15 protein-coding genes and 1 other annotated feature are annotated in these 16922 nt (G+C 36.1%); of the genes, 3 read left to right on the plus strand and 12 right to left on the minus strand.

All coding sequences use genetic code 11. The features are described from left to right. Nucleotides 1-45: 45 nt before the first annotated feature. Nucleotides 46-324, minus strand: coding sequence for an ArsR/SmtB family transcription factor (locus BM012_RS15630; RefSeq protein WP_061805720.1), 279 nt, complete (start codon nt 322-324; stop codon nt 46-48). 457 nt (nt 325-781) lie between these two features. On the opposite strand from BM012_RS15630, the gene BM012_RS15635 reads away from it, so the two are divergent. After that, nucleotides 782-1522, plus strand: a complete 741-nt coding sequence (locus BM012_RS15635) for a GntR family transcriptional regulator (protein ID WP_061805637.1) — start codon at nt 782-784, stop codon at nt 1520-1522. 34 nt (nt 1523-1556) lie between these two features. Here BM012_RS15635 and BM012_RS15640 read toward each other — a convergent pair whose 3' ends face one another. The 7 genes from BM012_RS15640 to BM012_RS15670 form a co-directional block, all read right to left on the minus strand. Further along, the gene (locus tag BM012_RS15640; protein WP_061805719.1) at nt 1557-2396 is read right to left on the minus strand and encodes a fructoselysine 6-kinase; all 840 of its coding nucleotides are present in this window, start codon (nt 2394-2396) and stop codon (nt 1557-1559) included. A gap of 13 nt (nt 2397-2409) precedes the next feature. Further along, nucleotides 2410-3294: a carbohydrate ABC transporter permease gene (locus tag BM012_RS15645; protein ID WP_061805636.1), complete on the minus strand. Its 885-nt coding sequence runs from the start codon at nt 3292-3294 to the stop codon at nt 2410-2412. Next, nucleotides 3294-4172 (minus strand): carbohydrate ABC transporter permease, encoded by an 879-nt coding sequence (locus tag BM012_RS15650; protein WP_061805635.1) that lies wholly within the window; start codon nt 4170-4172, stop codon nt 3294-3296. Before BM012_RS15650 ends, BM012_RS15645 begins: the two co-directional genes overlap by 1 nt. Nucleotides 4173-4222: 50 nt before the next feature. Then, on the minus strand, nt 4223-5509 hold the full coding sequence (locus BM012_RS15655; RefSeq protein WP_061805634.1) for an ABC transporter substrate-binding protein: 1287 nt from the start codon (nt 5507-5509) through the stop codon (nt 4223-4225). Nucleotides 5510-5620: 111 nt separating this feature from the next. Beyond that, the gene (locus BM012_RS15660) at nt 5621-6607 is read right to left on the minus strand and encodes an SIS domain-containing protein (protein ID WP_019393675.1); all 987 of its coding nucleotides are present in this window, start codon (nt 6605-6607) and stop codon (nt 5621-5623) included. A 146-nt stretch (nt 6608-6753) separates the two neighbouring features. Continuing rightward, nucleotides 6754-7857: an ABC transporter ATP-binding protein gene (locus BM012_RS15665; RefSeq protein WP_061805633.1), complete on the minus strand. Its 1104-nt coding sequence runs from the start codon at nt 7855-7857 to the stop codon at nt 6754-6756. A gap of 358 nt (nt 7858-8215) precedes the next feature. Then, entirely contained in the window at nt 8216-9379 is a 1164-nt protein-coding gene (locus BM012_RS15670; RefSeq protein ID WP_061805632.1) for an iron-containing alcohol dehydrogenase, read from the minus strand. A 230-nt stretch (nt 9380-9609) separates the two neighbouring features. After that, nucleotides 9610-9842, plus strand: a binding site (T-box leader). A 117-nt stretch (nt 9843-9959) separates the two neighbouring features. On the opposite strand from BM012_RS15670, the gene BM012_RS15675 reads away from it, so the two are divergent. Beyond that, entirely contained in the window at nt 9960-11300 is a 1341-nt protein-coding gene (locus BM012_RS15675) for an amino acid permease (protein WP_061805631.1), read from the plus strand. Nucleotides 11301-11396: 96 nt separating this feature from the next. Here BM012_RS15675 and BM012_RS15680 read toward each other — a convergent pair whose 3' ends face one another. From BM012_RS15680 to abc-f, 4 genes are all read right to left on the minus strand, one after another. Next, on the minus strand, nt 11397-11882 hold the full coding sequence (locus BM012_RS15680) for a small multi-drug export protein (protein ID WP_061805630.1): 486 nt from the start codon (nt 11880-11882) through the stop codon (nt 11397-11399). A gap of 128 nt (nt 11883-12010) precedes the next feature. Further along, nucleotides 12011-12895, minus strand: coding sequence for a Vgb family protein (locus BM012_RS15685; protein WP_061805629.1), 885 nt, complete (start codon nt 12893-12895; stop codon nt 12011-12013). Nucleotides 12896-12972: 77 nt separating this feature from the next. Continuing rightward, nucleotides 12973-14115 (minus strand): N-methyl-L-tryptophan oxidase, encoded by a 1143-nt coding sequence (gene solA, locus BM012_RS15690; RefSeq protein WP_061805628.1) that lies wholly within the window; start codon nt 14113-14115, stop codon nt 12973-12975. A 131-nt stretch (nt 14116-14246) separates the two neighbouring features. Beyond that, nucleotides 14247-15875 (minus strand): ribosomal protection-like ABC-F family protein, encoded by a 1629-nt coding sequence (abc-f, locus tag BM012_RS15695; RefSeq protein ID WP_061805627.1) that lies wholly within the window; start codon nt 15873-15875, stop codon nt 14247-14249. Between the two features lie 499 nt (nt 15876-16374). On the opposite strand from abc-f, the gene BM012_RS15700 reads away from it, so the two are divergent. Further along, entirely contained in the window at nt 16375-16914 is a 540-nt protein-coding gene (locus tag BM012_RS15700) for a TetR/AcrR family transcriptional regulator (RefSeq protein WP_061805626.1), read from the plus strand. Nucleotides 16915-16922: the final 8 nt, after the last annotated feature.

A 16922-nucleotide genomic window follows, 5' to 3' on the forward strand; every position in this document is an offset into this window, starting at 1 on the left:
CAAGCAGGAAAACCCATACATTCGTCAAAAGTTTTTTTAATAAAATTACTCTATCCATCCTTTCAGCAAATTTTTAAGTGGTTCATTGTTGAATATAAGTACTCGATATTTTCCCTTTCGTTTTGATTTTACAAGCCCTGCATCTTCTAATGCAGAAAGATGTTTAGCTATCGCCTGTCGCGAAATGGAAAGGTCGTGCTTCATAATGAGACGTGCCGTAAGTTCATACAACGTCAGCTCGTTGCGTTCGGATAGTTCGTCTAATATAAGTCGCCGAGTCGAGTCGCCAAGTGCTTTGAATATAGCGTCTTTGTTCCAATTCATATAACCATTATAAGCAACCATAAAGTTACTTGTCAATAAAAGTAACCTTATAGTTGCATAATAAGGGAACCATATCATATAATCTTTTTCTTCAACAACCTAAGTTCACTTCATCAGCTCAAAAAGCCTTATTCAATTATTTGGCCCGATTGTTGAACAAGAAGTAAAAGGGTGATACATATGAGTTATGTATAATATGTACCATCCTTTATTTTTTAAGACTTTTTACGATTTAGGTCTTGATAAGATTTTATCAGGCAAATCTGCATACTCGTGAATTTTATTTAAGTTTAGATTTACATATTTATCTTCTACATTATCCATAATACGTTCAAGACCTCCACCATTAAATATACCCCACCTCAAATTAAATGATTTAAACCTTGATTTGTCTTATAACATCACATGACGTTATGGTATAATCAAAGTTCAATAGTTGTTTAAAAGGAGGGAAAACATGAAGTTAAACACTCATAGTTCTACACCTTTGTATATTCAATTAAAACAAACGCTTACTGAAGATATTAATAAAGGCGTTTACTCACCAGGAGAAAAACTACCAATTGAAACAGATTTATGTGATATATATGGAGTAAGCCGTATTACTGTCAGAAAAGCTGTATTGGATCTCGTTGAAGATGGTCTTCTTACACGTCAGCAAGGAAAAGGTACATTTGTACAGTACCCAAAAGCAAAAAGAGAGCTATTCGCTGTCAACGGACATGCGGAATATATGTCTGAAATGGGGAAAGTACCTAAAACAAAAATGCTGTCTTTTGGACTTAAAGCAGCAAAAGCAAACATTGCTGATATTTTGTCTATTTCTCCCGAAAGTGATGTTCTTGAACTACAGCGTATTTTATTTTACGATGACCAGCCCCTCACCTTAGAAATTTCTCATTACTCTTTAGAACTGCTACCAAAGTTAAATGAATATGTTCATAATTCTGTTTCAATGTATGAAACAATTAAAAAGCATTATAACGTAACCCCTGTTCATAACAAAAAGTTATTAAATATGGTATTTGCCAATGCTGATGAAGCAAAGCATTTAAAATGTGAAGTAGGAGAACCTCTTTTTAAAGTGGAGAAAGTGGCATATGATGCTAAAAAAAGAGCCATTCACTCTTCTTTTCTTTACTATCCTGCAAATCGCGTAACATTTACAATTGATAGCTTAATGTCAAATGGAAAATAAAGAAAGACTCTGCTAAATTAGGCAGAGTCTTTCTTTATTGAACCATTTTATAATTTGGATTATACTCTTTTCCATATCCAAAAGCTCCATAATTTTGACACGTTTGGGAAGCAACAGTTGCTCCTTTTTGCATTGCTTTAGCTACATCTTGCTCTTCTCCATATGAAGAAAGGAAGCCTGCAATAAAAGAATCTCCTGCTCCTAATGTATCGACAACTTCGGTAGGAATAATTGGCTGTTTGAATATCTTATCATGAGTAGAAAGCAGAGCCCCTTCTCCACCTCGTGTTATACAAACCATTTTCGTTCCTAATGAATGAGCTTTTTTCATTAGTTCCATACACTCTTCTTCAGATAAATCACTGCCTGAGAAAAAGGCATAATGAATATATGGACACACTCTTTTTAAATAGTCGTCTTCGTAGTTTGTTGAGAAATCAAACGAAATATCGATAACCTCACTCAATTGTGGAAGACGGTATTCTAAACGACTAAATACACTTGTATGAAGGAGATCATGCTTGCTAATATAATGAATATCTTGTTCGTCTAAAATAAGGCCAAGCCTTGATTGAATGCCTCCTTTATTTGAGCCTTCAAAAACGCGGTCCCCATCTTTATCTAGCGCAACAAAAGCCATTCCGTTTTCACCAATTGCCCTTCTTACTCTACTAGTATCGACTCCTTCTTGCTTCAATGAATCTACAACGTGGGCAGCACATTCATCGTTTCCGACAATCCCCATATATGCGCAAGGATCATTTGTAAGACGATTATAGAAAACCGCTACATTTAGAGCATTCCCCCCTGGATAAATCTTTCCTTGATCTCTGTAATAGTCAACAACATTATCTCCAATTCCAATTAATTTCACTGTAAGTCCTCCCTTATTTGACACTTCCACTAGCAATACCTCTAATAAAGTATTTTTGCATAAATAGAAACAAAATAACGATTGGTGCTGCTGATATTGTTAAGCCTGCTAGCAGTACGCCCCAGTCTGTTTGCAAAGCATCTCTGAACTGCATTAATCCGGCTGGAATCGTGCGTAAGCTATCATCATCAATAAAGATGATTGCAAACATAAACTCATTCCACGTGTAGTACGCTGTTAAAATGGTTGTTGTTAACAAAATAGGCACGCTCATTGGAATAAAAATCCTAAATAAAATACCTATACTTGTACAACCATCAAGACGAGCCGCTTCTTCTAACTCTTTTGGAATGGATAGAAAGTAGGCTCTAATAAGTAAGATTGTAAGAGGGATGCGATATGCTACATAAGGCAAGATCAAAGCCCAATGTGTGTTATAAAGCCCCAATTTTTGAATAATATTATATAAAGGAATTAAGCTTACTTGCGGTGAAAGCATTAATCCTCCTAAGCAAATCACAAGAATAAACGTTTTTCCCTTAAATTCAAAACGTGATAATCCATAGGCACCTAGCGCACTAACCAAAACCGTCAATATGCAAGACAAGCCTGTGACGATCACACTATTTAAGAAATAGGAAGAAATCCCGCTCTCCCATGCAGCTACATAGTTTTCAACTAACCATGTTTCCGGAAGTGACCAGCTGTTTGTGAAGATTTCCTCTGTACTTTTAAAAGAGCTCATCACCATCCATAATAATGGATAAGCAATAATAAGAAAGTAGAAAATCAACCCAGCATAGACGAATGTTGCGCTTCTGTATCCTTTCTTTCTTTTTACTCTTTTCACATCACTTACCGTTTCGGGAGTCATCATACTTTGTTTAGGAACTTGCATCATTCATCCCCCTTCCCTGTTTTAAATGCTTTCATTTGAAAGAGTGAGAGAAGTAGCGTAATGATTAAGATAATCGTAGCAATTGCAGAAGCATATCCCATCATATCTTGAGAAAAAGCCGTTTTATAAAGATACGTACTAAGAACTTCAGAAGAAGTACCAGGTCCTCCTCCTGTTAAAATATAAGGCTCATTAAAAACCGTAAAGGCTCCTGTAAGAGTCAAAATGACAGCTACAAATGTCATCTCTTTTGTTTGGGGTACTGTAATATGAAAGAAACGACGAATTTTATTTGCTCCATCAATTTCAGCTGCTTCATATAGCTCAGGTGGAATCTTTTGAATAGCAACAATGTACAGCATGGCAATATAGCCGATAGATTGCCATTGAGACACTGCAATAACAGCATAAATAGCTGTATTACTATCTCCTAACCATGGTTTTGCTAGACTTTCTAACCCAATCATTTTAAGAAACTGATTTAACAATCCGACCTCAGGGTTATAGAAAAAAGTGAAAAGTAAAGCAATAACAGTCATCGAGACAACGACAGGTAAGAAATAAACCGTTCTAAAAAGGGGTGAGAATCTACGAATTAATTTATCTTCTAATATAGCCGCAACAACTAATCCTCCGAAAACCTGAAAAACAATTGAGACTACAGCATAAAGGACGTTATTTTTTAAAGCCTCATAAAAGACAGGATCTTTGAAAAGCGTAATATAGTTATCTAATCCTACAAATGCTTTTTCAGGAGAAAAGGTACTCCATTCATATAAGCTATCAAAAATATTTTGAAAGATTGGAATATAAACAAGCAATAGAAACGCTAAGGCTGGAAGAAGGTATAAGTACGGTATTAATCGATTTAACTTCATTCTCGTTTTTTCACTCCCTTATAAAAAAGGAAGGAAGAGTTACTCTTCCTTTACTTTTTAGATTCCGCACGCACGCTATTTGCTGCCTTTTGCACATCCTTCATTACTTGTTTTGGTGTTTTATCTCCGTTTAACATAAGCTGTGTTCCTGTTAAATACGCATCCGCAATACGGCTATCAATCGCCATATCAAACCATGGCGCCATTTCCTCCGCTTTTAAGATGTTATCTACAGCATCAAGCTGTTCTGGCGTTGTATTTTCACTATTTGCCGTATCTTTTACAGCACTATATTTTCCAACATCTTTGACAAGCTTCTCTCCCATTTCTTTAGAAGCTAGAAACTTAAGAAATTCCATTGCTTCTTCAGGATGCTTTGTTTTAGAAGAAATCATAAATCCTTCTGGTGCTCCTGTTAAGTTGGTTTGATTTCCTTTTCCATCTTCTACTTTAGGGAAATTAAACATGCCTAATTCAAACTTAATTGGTCCAAAGAGCTTAATCTCTGCTGTTTCAGCGAAAATCATGGCTGCTTTTCCATTTGAAAATTGTTGTCTTGCATATTCATGATCAATCGAGTTTGTATTTTTATTAAAATAAGGAGTTAGTTCTTCAAACTTTTCTAGAGCCTGTATGTAGCCTTTGTCTGTGAACTTGCCTGTCTCACTTTTATAATCTTTTGCGAGCACGTCTTCTTTTACAATGCGCTGATTTAATGTTCCAACATAGTGAGAAATTGTCCACGTGTCTTGACTACCAAACTGTAATGGCGTATATCCATTCTTTTTTAATACTTTTAATACGTTGATAAGTTCATCCCATGTTGTAGGTGGTTGTAAATTCAATTTTTCGAAGATTGATTTGTTGTAGAAAAACATTTTTCCGTCCATTGTGACAGGAACACCGTAAATTTTTTGATCTACTGTGTACGGTTTAACTTGGGATTGGACGAGTTGAGAAGACCATTTGGCGTCTTTTTCATAGTAAGACGTTAAATCTAAAGCTTTATTTCCTCGTACAAATTGGCGAGCAAATTCATCGCTCCAAGAGAAATAAATATCAGGCGGGTTATTTGTTCCAGTCATAACTTTAATCTTATCTTTGTAGGAATCATTTAAAACAGCTTCTGTTTTAATTTTAATATCAGGGTGTTGTTTCTCAAATTCTTTCACAACGTCATTGAAGTATGTTTTTTCTGGCTCTTTTGGCCATCTATGAAAGAATGTTAACACTGTCTTTCCATCCTCTGACTCTGAATTTGTTTCTTTGCTAGAACATCCACCAAGCAGAAGTGCAAAACTTAAAAGCAAAAATAACATAACTTTTGTCTTTTTCATTTCTTATCCCTCCTTCAATAAGATCATATACTATTAAGTTATACTATAATGTTATAAAACATTATAGTATAACTCGTAAGTAAAATATACAGATTTTTCAGTATGTTCGACTTAATATTCGACTTTCCACATATAGCGTCTTTTACTTAAAGGATGATTGCGTGCTTCTGCTAGTTCCTCTGCATACTGTCTGAGGACGCGATTTAGAATAAGTGGAGCAATGTAACCTTTCATTTCTTCGTCAATACCTGAAAGGTCATATTCTTTTGCATCAAGTACAGTAAGTTTCTTACCATATCGTTTTGAGAAAGATAGAGCTCTTTCTTCAAGTGGACGTGTTTCATCTAATCCTAGTAAAATCATGAATGGTACATTTTCATCAATAATTTCAAAAGGTCCGTGGAAGTATTCCCCTGCATGAATAGCATGTGAGTGAATCCACTGCATTTCCATCAGAATGCAAATGCTGAAAGAGTACGCTGCTCCATAGTTTGCACCGCTTGCCATTGTATAAATCACAGGTTCTTCCTTGTTCGCTTCAGCATATTTTCTTGCATTTTCTTTCTCATATTGAAGTGCTTTTTCATAAACAGATTGTAAATTTTCTAGAGAAGAAACAGCTTTAGCGAACTTTCCGTTGTTTTCTACAACAGATAAAACACCGAAAACAAGCTGATAAAGAACGCCTAGATTTGTTTCAAATGCGTCAACATCATTGCCCCACTCATATTTAATTACGCTATCCGCATTTTGGGCAAGTGGAGAAGTTGGTTCGTTTGTTAGTGCAACAGCGTAAGCTCCTTTACTTTTAGCAAACGTTGCTGCTTCTGCTGTTTCAGGAGTTGTGCCAGACATGGAGCATAAAATGACGAGAGATTCTTTTCCTAGTTGTCGAGGGTTACGATGAATGAATTCGTTTGAGCTGTATAAGTCTGAAGTAAGGGTTGTAGCTTCACGATCTAGTACATATTTTGCTGGGTACATAATTGCTGAAGATCCTCCGCATGCTACAAAGAAAATGTTTCGAATGTTTTTGTTTTCTAATTCATTTAACACCGCTTGCACATCACTTTTTACATTTACAACAGTTCTACTCATTTTTTCACTCCTCTAATTTTTCATTAAGATATATAACATTATGTAATGTTATATATTGTTATGTTAAGCTTTAAAGTTTTAAGAGTCAATATATTTATCAGAAAATTTGAAAATATTTTTTTCATGTCTCCTTTTGCTCTTTTACACTAATATTTATGATCACTAATGCACTCTTCTGTATCAACATCAAAGAAGCTAGCTTTTTCTAACTGAAAATGAAAATGAATTGTCTCTCCTATAGTGAATTCTTTTGGAGAATTTACGCGAGCTACAAAAGATTGATCTTCTACACCTGTATATAAAATAGACTCTGCTCCAAGCATCTCTACGACTTCTAGCTTTGCCACTACTTTGGCTGTGTTTTCAAGCTGAATATCGCTATAAACAATATGCTCTGGGCGGATACCTATAATCACTTCTTTTTTATCATACTTTCGAGCTTTTAACATCTCTAACTTGCTTTGTGGAATTCTCATTTTCGTTTTTCCGACAACAAAATAGCTGTCTTCAATCATCCCTTTAAAAAAATTCATAGCAGGAGAACCAATAAAGCTTCCAACAAATACGTTTTTAGGATGATGGTAGATTTCTTGCGGAGTTCCTATTTGTTGAATTACTCCATCTTTCATGACAACTAAGCGAGTAGCCATTGTCATTGCTTCAACTTGGTCATGTGTAACGTAGATTGTTGTTGTTTGCAATCTTTGGTGAAGCTTAATAATTTCAGCACGCATTTGCACTCTTAGTTTTGCATCTAAATTAGAAAGCGGCTCATCCATAAGAAAAACCTTTGCGTCTCGCACAATAGCTCTCCCTAAAGCAACACGCTGACGCTGTCCACCAGAAAGTGCTTTTGGTTTTCGATTTAAATAGGTTTCTAATCCTAAAATTTTAGCCGCTTCGTTTACACGTCGCTTAATTTCTTCTTTCTTTACCTTTTTCAATTTCAACCCAAAAGCCATGTTATCATAGACTGTCATATGTGGATAAAGAGCATAATTTTGGAAAACCATGGCAATGTCCCTATCTTTTGAAGCAACATCGTTCATTCGTTCTCCATTAATGTAGAAATCTCCGTTTGAAATTTCTTCTAGCCCCGCAATCATTCTAAGAGTTGTTGATTTGCCGCATCCTGATGGCCCAACAAAAACAATAAACTCTTTGTCTTGAATATGAAGATTAAAGTCCTGTACGGCAATATTCTTTTTGTCATACACTTTTTGAACCTTCTCCAAATCTAAAACAGCCATATCATATCACTACCCTTCTGAATATTCAGATATCTTTTAAAACATTCCTACTTTTCTCGTTACTTTCCTTAAAAATAGGTTCACTAACTTACTTCCTATCTTAATGAAATATCTTTTAAGGAGAAATAACTGTGTAAAGTATCATAACAAAAAATATCTAAACTGTGTTATAGGTTTTTTAAATTTAAGACAAAACCTCCTTGATTTTCATCTGTAAACGCTTCCATAACTCTATTATAGGAGAGGTTGTGAGAAATGTAAATATTCATCATTTAAAAAAGTAAAATGCTCTTTTACCTTCTACTCTCAAAAATAGGTTCAGTGAAAAAAGAGTCGCTTTGAAAAACGACTCCCTTTTTTAAACTTGATTATACGCTCTTTCTAGGATCTCTTGATAATCTTGTGCCGTTATTTTTCGTACATTGCTACTCGTTGAACCGTTTTGTACAGCGAGTTCAACAAGGCGAGGAAAATCTTTTTCTTGTACATCAAGTAAGTCTTTTAACTTTGGAATATCTAGCTTTCTTGTGAAATTTTCAATTTCCTCTATCAACTTTTCGACTGCCACTTCATCCTTATCATCATCTTCAGCAAAAAGCATATAGCGTGCAATATCAGCATGCATTTTTTTATTTTCTTCAGCGTTAAATTTTAAGACGTAAGGAAGAAAAACCGCATTTGCTACTCCATGTGGGGTGTCATAAAGTCCACCAAGCGCTTCAGCTAAGCAGTGCACAGCTCCTACATCAGAAGAACCAAAACAAAGACCCGCAAGTAGACTACCTTCTAACATATGAAAACGAGCTTCTTTATTTCTTCCATCTTCATATGCAAGCGGCAAAGAAGAAACAATTTTTTTCATTGCACTTGCCCCTAGTGCTTGTGAAATAGGATTTGTTTTTTTACACGTGTATCCTTCAATCGCATGAACAAGAGCATCAACTCCTGTTGCAGCAGTTACTGAAGAAGGAACAGTAAACGTTAATTCCGGATCAAGAACAGCTAAAACAGGACGCAGCACTTCATGTTTTAACGTTATTTTACGATGTGTTGTTGCTTCTGTAATAACAGACGATCTTGTTACTTCTGACCCTGTTCCGGCTGTTGTTGGAACACAAATAAGAGGTGCTACATTTTCGTAAGTTCGTTTTCCATCAGCATAATCTGTTGGCGTTCCCCCATTCTTTCCGCACAGTGCAATTGCTTTTGCAGTATCCATTGCACTTCCTCCTCCAACAGCTATAACAGCATCAGCTGTGAAATCTTGAAATTGTCTCGCTCCTTCTACGCAATGAGCAAAACGAGGGTTTTGTGCGACAGAATCAAAGACTGAAACACGATATCCATAAGCTTCTAAATCGTGTTGAATCGGCGTAACAAGTCCTGCTTGAATAACTCCAGGATCACTTACAAGCAAGACTGAAGAACCAATTTCTAGAGATTCCAACAACTGTGGTAGTTTTCGTGAAATTCCATTTCCCATTTCAATTCGAGTTGAACAAAAATAGCTGTATGATTCCATTGATATTCCTCCTGTTATGTAAAAATAATAATTTCTTTTATTTCTACTTTTCTACTCTTTTCCCTTTTCACACCCATTTTAACAACCCAAAAAATAAAATTAAAAAACACGTGAAACATCTTAAATATGCTCTTTTAAGAGAATTTATTAAAAATTGATTGTTGACAAAAAATACTTCGTCCTTTATAGTGATTATTAATTCGAAAGACCTAACAAACACAACTACATGTATAAACGCAATGAATGGGAGTAGTAAAAGCTTTTTCATAGATTCAGAGAGCTGCGGGTTGGTGCAACGCAGTCTATAAACGCTTTGAACTCGCCCAGGAGCAGCAAGATAGAACGGAGCGAAAATTCCCTATATTTTGACGAATAACCTACGTTATAAGGTATACGAGCAGGATTCGAAAAGAATCAACAAGAGTGGTACCGCGGTTTGCCTAAGAAGCTTATCGTCTCTTTTTTCATTCAAAATGAGAAAAGAGACGATAAGCTTTTTTGTTTTTTAAAACGTTATCCGGCCGGAATAAAAGATTGAGATATTAGAAAGCTTGATTATGGAAAAGTGGAGGTAAGTGTTATGAGAGACAACCAGAATTTACAGCGCACAATGACTTCGCGTCATATTATGATGATGGCATTAGGAGGAGCTATTGGAGCAGGTTTATTTAAAGGAAGCAGTTCAGCCATTGATATGGCAGGTCCCTCTGTCGTTATTGCATATCTTATTGGAGGCATTATCTTATTATTCATTATGCAAGGTCTTGCTGAGATGGCGGTTCAAAACAATAAAGCAAGAACATTTCGCGATCTTGTTCAGTCTCATTTAGGCAAATATCCCGCTTATTTCTTAGACTGGATTTATTGGAAGATGTGGGTGCTAAACATTGCAGCTGAAGCTGTAGTTTCCGCAATATTCTTACAATATTGGTTTCCACAATATCCAATTTGGTTTTTAACATTACTTGTTTCTGTACTAGTCACTGTTGTGAATCTACTTTCTGTAAAAGTTTTTGCAGAAACAGAGTATTGGTTAGCTTTGATTAAAATTAGCGTTATTATTTTGTTTATCTTAGCAGGTGTATTGCTTTTATTCGTATCATTTGGCAGTCATGAAGCAGTTGGATTTTCAAATTTAACAGAGCATGATGGATTTTTCCCGAATGGTTCTGTTGGCTTAATTACAGCAATGCTTGTTGTCATTTATTCTTACGGAGGAACAGAGATTATCGGCGTTACTTTAGCAGAAACCAAAAATCCTGAGAAAGTGGTTCCAAAAGCGGTTCGTAGTACGTTAACGCGTATTATTGCCTTTTACATTTTTCCATTCTTTATTATCGTAAGCTTGATTCCTTGGAATGAAGTAAATGGCGTTCAAGAAAGTCCGTTTGTAATGGTATTTAAAATGATTGGAATTCCTGGTGCAGATCATATTATGAATGCGGTCATTTTACTTGCTATTATTTCCTCTATGAATTCGGGGTTATACGGTTCATCTCGCGTTCTATATACACAAGCTGTTGATGGTCGCCTTCCAAAAGTATTTGCTAAACTATCAAAAAGAAAAGTTCCTGTTTATGCAATTTTAACATGTACCTCTTCTTTGTATGTAGGAGTGATCATTTCACTTGTTGCAGGAAGTAAAACATTTGATTACTTAATGGGCTCTTTAGGATATACTGTTCTATTTATTTGGTTAATCATTGGTCTTGCTCATGTGAAGTCACGCAGGAATTCATTTGAAGTTAACTCTTATCATGTGAAGTGGTTTCCTTACACAACGTGGTTTGCGATTATTGCTTTGCTTTTAATCTTAGTTGGCGTTATTTTTACAACTTCTTTTATTATTACAAGTATCACCCTTGCTATCTATCTTTTGATTACTTTAACGTATTTTTTCAAACGACATCAAATTCAATAAGGTATTGTTAAAGTTTTGCTTCATATAATTATTAATTAAATAGACCGTTCTTTATAACTAGCAAAAAAACGTGGTGTTTATGTCCATGCTTTTTTGCTAGTTTTTTAACCATTGATAAGCAGCTATTCCATAGAAAAGGAAAAGCCCGCTTCCTATCCCCCATATGCTGATGCTTATGACTTGCCACAGCACAATATTTTCTTTTCTCGCACCTGCTGCCACAGATACTAGTGCACTAATATGATTAGCTCCAACAATTGGGCCTAAAAGCGCTAGACCAGGTACCCCATACTTATCAAAGTAATGTCTTGCTTTTGCAAACCGTCTGTTTATAGAAGGATAACGGTCATGTTGATTTAATTTATCCTTGATAAGAGTAACAATCAGGACAAGGAGTAACACGGAGATGATATTTCCTCCAATACCTAAAAATGTGGTTAGAATGAATGGTAACTTTAACAAAACGCCTAAAGGTACTGCTACATGAGCTTCAAGAAATGGAATAAATCCAATCACAAAAATCATCATAAATTGATACATTAACTCCATTTCTTTGATTCTATACAAAATTTCTTCAACCAATCGATTTCCTCCGTCCTGCCTTTTTAATAGGTAAATCTTACAGTTTTCAGTATAAAAGGTGACTTGAGGAGAGGTTCAAGCCATTTTCACCAAAAAAAGAAGTTCATTTTTTGAACTTCTTTTTCTTGCTAAAAACTTAATCGACCTATTTTATTACATTCTTGGGCAAACCATAGCGCCCCATCAGACCCTAGGATAATACCATGTGGTTCAGCACTTTTTGTTGGAAGTTGATATTCTTTAAACTCCCCTTCCGTTGTAATGCGCCCAATTTGGTCTCTTCCCCACTCTGTAAACCATAAGGCATCATCAGGACCCGTTACAATGCCGTGTGGACGAGCATGTGATGTAGGAATTTTATATTCTGAAATTTCTCCATTAAGGGTGATGCGTCCAATTTGATTCGCATTGATTTCAACAAACCACAGGGCATCATCAGGCCCTCCTGTTATACCAACAGGACCGGCGTTTTCTGTCGGTAAATCAAATAGTGTCATATTCCCTGCTACCGTAATTCTTCCAATCTGGTTACTCTGGTTTAACGTAAACCAGAGTGCCCCATCAGCCCCACCTACGATATAAGACGGAAAAGCAGCCCCAGTAGGTAAGTTATATTCAGTAATCTCTCCTGAAGAGGCAATTTTCCCAATCCGGTTCCCTTTTGTTTCTGTAAACCATACATCACCATCAGGTCCTTTTGTAATGCCAAATGGAGCTGAATCTTCGTGTGGAAGAGAATATTCTTTTATCTCTCCTTCAGATGTTAAGCGCCCAATTTTATTTCCCCGATTTTCTGTAAACCATAGTTCATCATTATATGATGACGTAATAAGCAATACACCTGCATCAGCGGTCGGAACTTTTGTATACGTAAGCTGTCCATCTAGCGTAATCTGTCCAATACTGTTTGCTTTATGCTGCGTAAACCACAACGCTCCATCCGTCCCTACCGTAATTCCATAAGGACCTGATTTTTCGAGTGAAAGGTTGTACTCTTTATATCTCATCTTCATAAGGAATCCTCCTTTTTATGTATAGCTTCTTACATGCTTCTTCATAAAAGGAAAGAATTCCTGTACGAAACAATGCTTCACCCAAGTTTTTTCTTTTCAAACCGCCCTAGCGAAAATAAAGAAAGGTCTTGCTCAGTCTCTCCTTTTGTTATGAGCTCGCTTAGCGCTTTCCCAATGGCGCTGCTGAATTTAAATCCATGTCCAGAAAATCCAGCAGCAATTGCAACGTTTGGATAGTTCGGATGAGAGCCCACAATAAAATCTTCATCAGGGGTCATCGTATATAGGCACGTTTTGCCATACTTTAAGCTTGGTTCCTGCACAATAAACTGTTTTAAAAAGTTCGTTAAATCTTGCTCATCTTCCTTATATGTAGAAAATTCTTTTAATGGATCATTAGGGTCTACAGGATGTCCTGTATCATGGCGACCTACTTTTAACCCCGCCCCGTTAATACTCGGAAAACCGTAATACATGCCTTCTTCTGTCTCAAAACCAAAGGCTGGGAACTCTCTTTCGTTATATATTTCCTCATCACTATTAAACCAAGCAAATGTTTTGCGAATTGGCTGTAGCGGTAAGTCTAAATGAAGCATAGAAAGCAGCTCATTTGAATAAGCTCCCCCTGAAACAATAAGAGATTCAGAAGTAAACGTTTCATTATCCGTTTCTACTGTCACCCTCTCCTCACATACTGTAAGATTTATCACTTTGCGATATGGCAAAAGAGTCGCTCCTTCCTCCTCTGCAAGCTTACGATATGCTTCAATACATCTCTCACTATGAAGAACGCCTGACGTTGGCTCGAAGCATCCTGTTAAATGTTCATTAACTGAAATGCCTTTCCACTTTTCATTTACTTCTTTAGCTGTCATAACGGTTAGTGGTAAATCGTAGGTTTTGGCACTTGAAATGACGTTTTGGACAAATGTCGAATCTTTCGGACCAAGTGTTAAGACACCTGTTTTTGTAAATAAAATTTGTCCCCATTCTTTTTCAAGTTCAGCCCACAGCTTTTTAGATTGTAATAACAGGGGTACGTATTTTTCTCCTTCACCATACGCATAGCGAATAATCCTCGTTTCTCCGTGATGACTTCCCTCTGTGTGTGGAGGATCGAATGCATCAAGCAATAATGTGTTCTTTCCGCTTTTTGCTAAATAATAGCCCGCTGCCATCCCCATAGATCCAGCTCCAATAATAATGATGTCATAATGCATGGTGATGTCCCCTTCTTTTTTATCGGTTTTTAGTTGATTATAAGATGTATGTATAGAATATTCTCTCTATTATAACAAAAAAGCAGAAGAACTAAATATTCTTCTACTTTTTTGCTATATTCTATTTTTATTTAAAGTTTTAAAATTCTTTTTGTTAACTCTTTAAATTTTTGGTCAAGTTCCTCATATTCTTTATGTCCTGGGGCTATAAAACTAAGTCTTCCTAATACTTCTTGCCTTTCCGTTTCAAGTTTTAACTTCAATTCTTCTCTATTGTCTCTTTTTCCAGGCATTTTATTGAATTTTTTTTGAATAGTTCCTTTTGTTAATATAAGGTTCGTCTCCGTTGTTTTCTCAAGAAAATAGCGATCGTGGGAAACAATAAGAAGCGTACCGTTGTAATGAGAAAGCGTCTCTTCAAGCTGTTCGCGTGATGGTAAATCAAGATGGTTTGTGGGCTCATCGAGAATAAGCACATCTTTTTCTTCTAATATATACATCATTAACTTACATTTCACCCGCTCACCCATACTCATCTTTTCGATTGGTTCCTTCCACTGTGAAGACATAAACCCTAAGTGTTTCATTAAGTTTTGAACTTCACCTCTTTCGGCAAACGTTTCTCGGTGAAAAAGTTGCTCTAGGGTTTGCGCAAGCGGCAGGTCAAATACTTCTTGTGTTAAATAACCGATATGAGCAGATGGCGATATCCATACGTCTCCTTCTGCTGATTCTCCTCCCATTATGATCTTCAGCAAGGTTGTTTTCCCACTTCCATTTTCTCCTGTAATCGCTACTTTCTCTCCGTGCTGAATCGTAAAATTCGCATTTTGGAACAGTATCTTTTTATTAAATGCTTTTGTTAACTTTTTAACTTCTAAAAAGCGTTTTCCAACTTTATGGTGAGAAGGAATAGAAAACTGAACCGCATATTCATCTTCCACACGCTCCACTTTCTTTTTATCTAACTCTTTTTCAAGCCGTTTTCTTTTAGACTTTACTTGAGAATCTGTTCTTTTCGCTTTCACACGATGATATTCTTTAAAACCTTCTTTTTTGGTGGACTCAGCATGTGCTTTCTTTGACCACGAAGAAAGTTCATCCATTTGAGATTCAATTCGTTCAATCATTTTTTGCTGTTTTTCATATTCACGCTGCTCAGCACGTCTTCTTTCTTTCCGCATTTTCATATAGCTGGAGTAATTTCCTTGGTGTTCAATAAGCTGTTCGTTTTCAATGGACCATATTTTAGTTATCACATCATCTAAAAAAGCGCGATCATGGGAAACAAGAAGAATTGTTCCTTTATACGCAGCAATTTTATTCTGTAAAATATTTAAACTTTCTTCATCAAGATGGTTTGTGGGCTCATCGAGCAATAAAAGGTCGCTCTCTTCTGCGAACCCATGTGCAAGGCGCGCTTTTAACTTTTCTCCACCGCTTAATTTTGAGAAGTCATGGAGCGGCACTCTCCATTCGGTTAAAAGTTTTCGTTGTAATGGGCGGTCATAGGTCGAAGTGTACGCTTCCTTTTCCTGTTCAACAAACACAACCTTTATATTTTTTTCGAGCCACTGAATATGGCCCTTTGTTGGCTGTATCTGCTGATGAATCAGGTTTAGTAACGTAGACTTTCCCGCTCCATTTTTACCAATAATCCCGATGACTTCCCCTTCATGAACCTTTCCATTGATTTTGTCAAACAGCTTATTTTCCGTCACTTCGTAGCTTACATTCTGCAATTTCAACATTTCTTTCATAAAATCCGTCCCTTTCTATAATGGGAGGACAAAAAAATCCTCCCAAATTAATTGGAAGGATTAGCCGTACCGATACATAGACAAATAAGCTACTGTAAAATAGCTACAGAGTTATAAAAGTGGGCAGACTAATCCTATTTTGTGTCATTTGAAATATCCGATTTCAAACTAAAAAAATAAGATTAGTTAATCATCGTCCACCCATCACTCCTTGTCATATTATTGCTATAAGTATAGCATACATTTATGAGAGATAAAACCATGTATTTACTTTTGAGTCATTAGCCGTTTTATAATGAACATGGTTACTGTTATCAGCATCTTCCTTTTTACGGTCGCTTTCTGTGATATGTTATTTCGCTTCTTTCAAACAAAGTGGAGGCGCCTTTTATTCAGAAGTATGAATTCTAAAACATTTAACCATTCTTATGATTTCTTCTTTTCATAAACTTTAAGCTTGAAAAAAAGACCGTCTGGACGGTTTTATAGAGGTGATTTTATGGCTACAAAATCTGAAGCAAAACGAATGCTCATTTTAAAAGCGGCTACAGAGTGGATAGTTGAACATGCTTTTCACAATTTAACACTTGAAGCAGTTGCTAAAAAAGCAGGAATTAGTAAAGGTGGGCTTCTTTATCATTTTCCAAGTAAAGAAGATTTATTAGTTGGCTTAACACAATCTATTTTTGAGGAATTTACAGTGTTACTGGATGAAAAAGCAGAGAAAGATCCCATTAAAAAAGGAAAATGGTCTAGAGCTTACATTGAGCTCTCAAGATGGGATCTTGAAAATAACTCAAAGCTTAATGTGGCGGTAATGGCTCAGTCGCTTTTAAATCCAGAAGCTTCTAAAACAATGGTTAAAAGCTATGAATATACTCAAGATCGGCTGTTAAACGATGGAATAGACCCTGTTATAGGAGCTATTATTCGCCTAACGATAGACGGTCTTTATTATTCACAGCTGCTCGATATTGCTCCAATTGAAAAAGAGTTAAAAAATGAAACGTTTGAAAAGTTATATGAAATGACAAAGTAAGGAGGATT

The organism is Priestia endophytica DSM 13796 (assembly GCF_900115845.1).
GTDB classification, from domain to species: Bacteria; Bacillota; Bacilli; order Bacillales; family Bacillaceae_H; genus Bacillus_I; species Bacillus_I endophytica.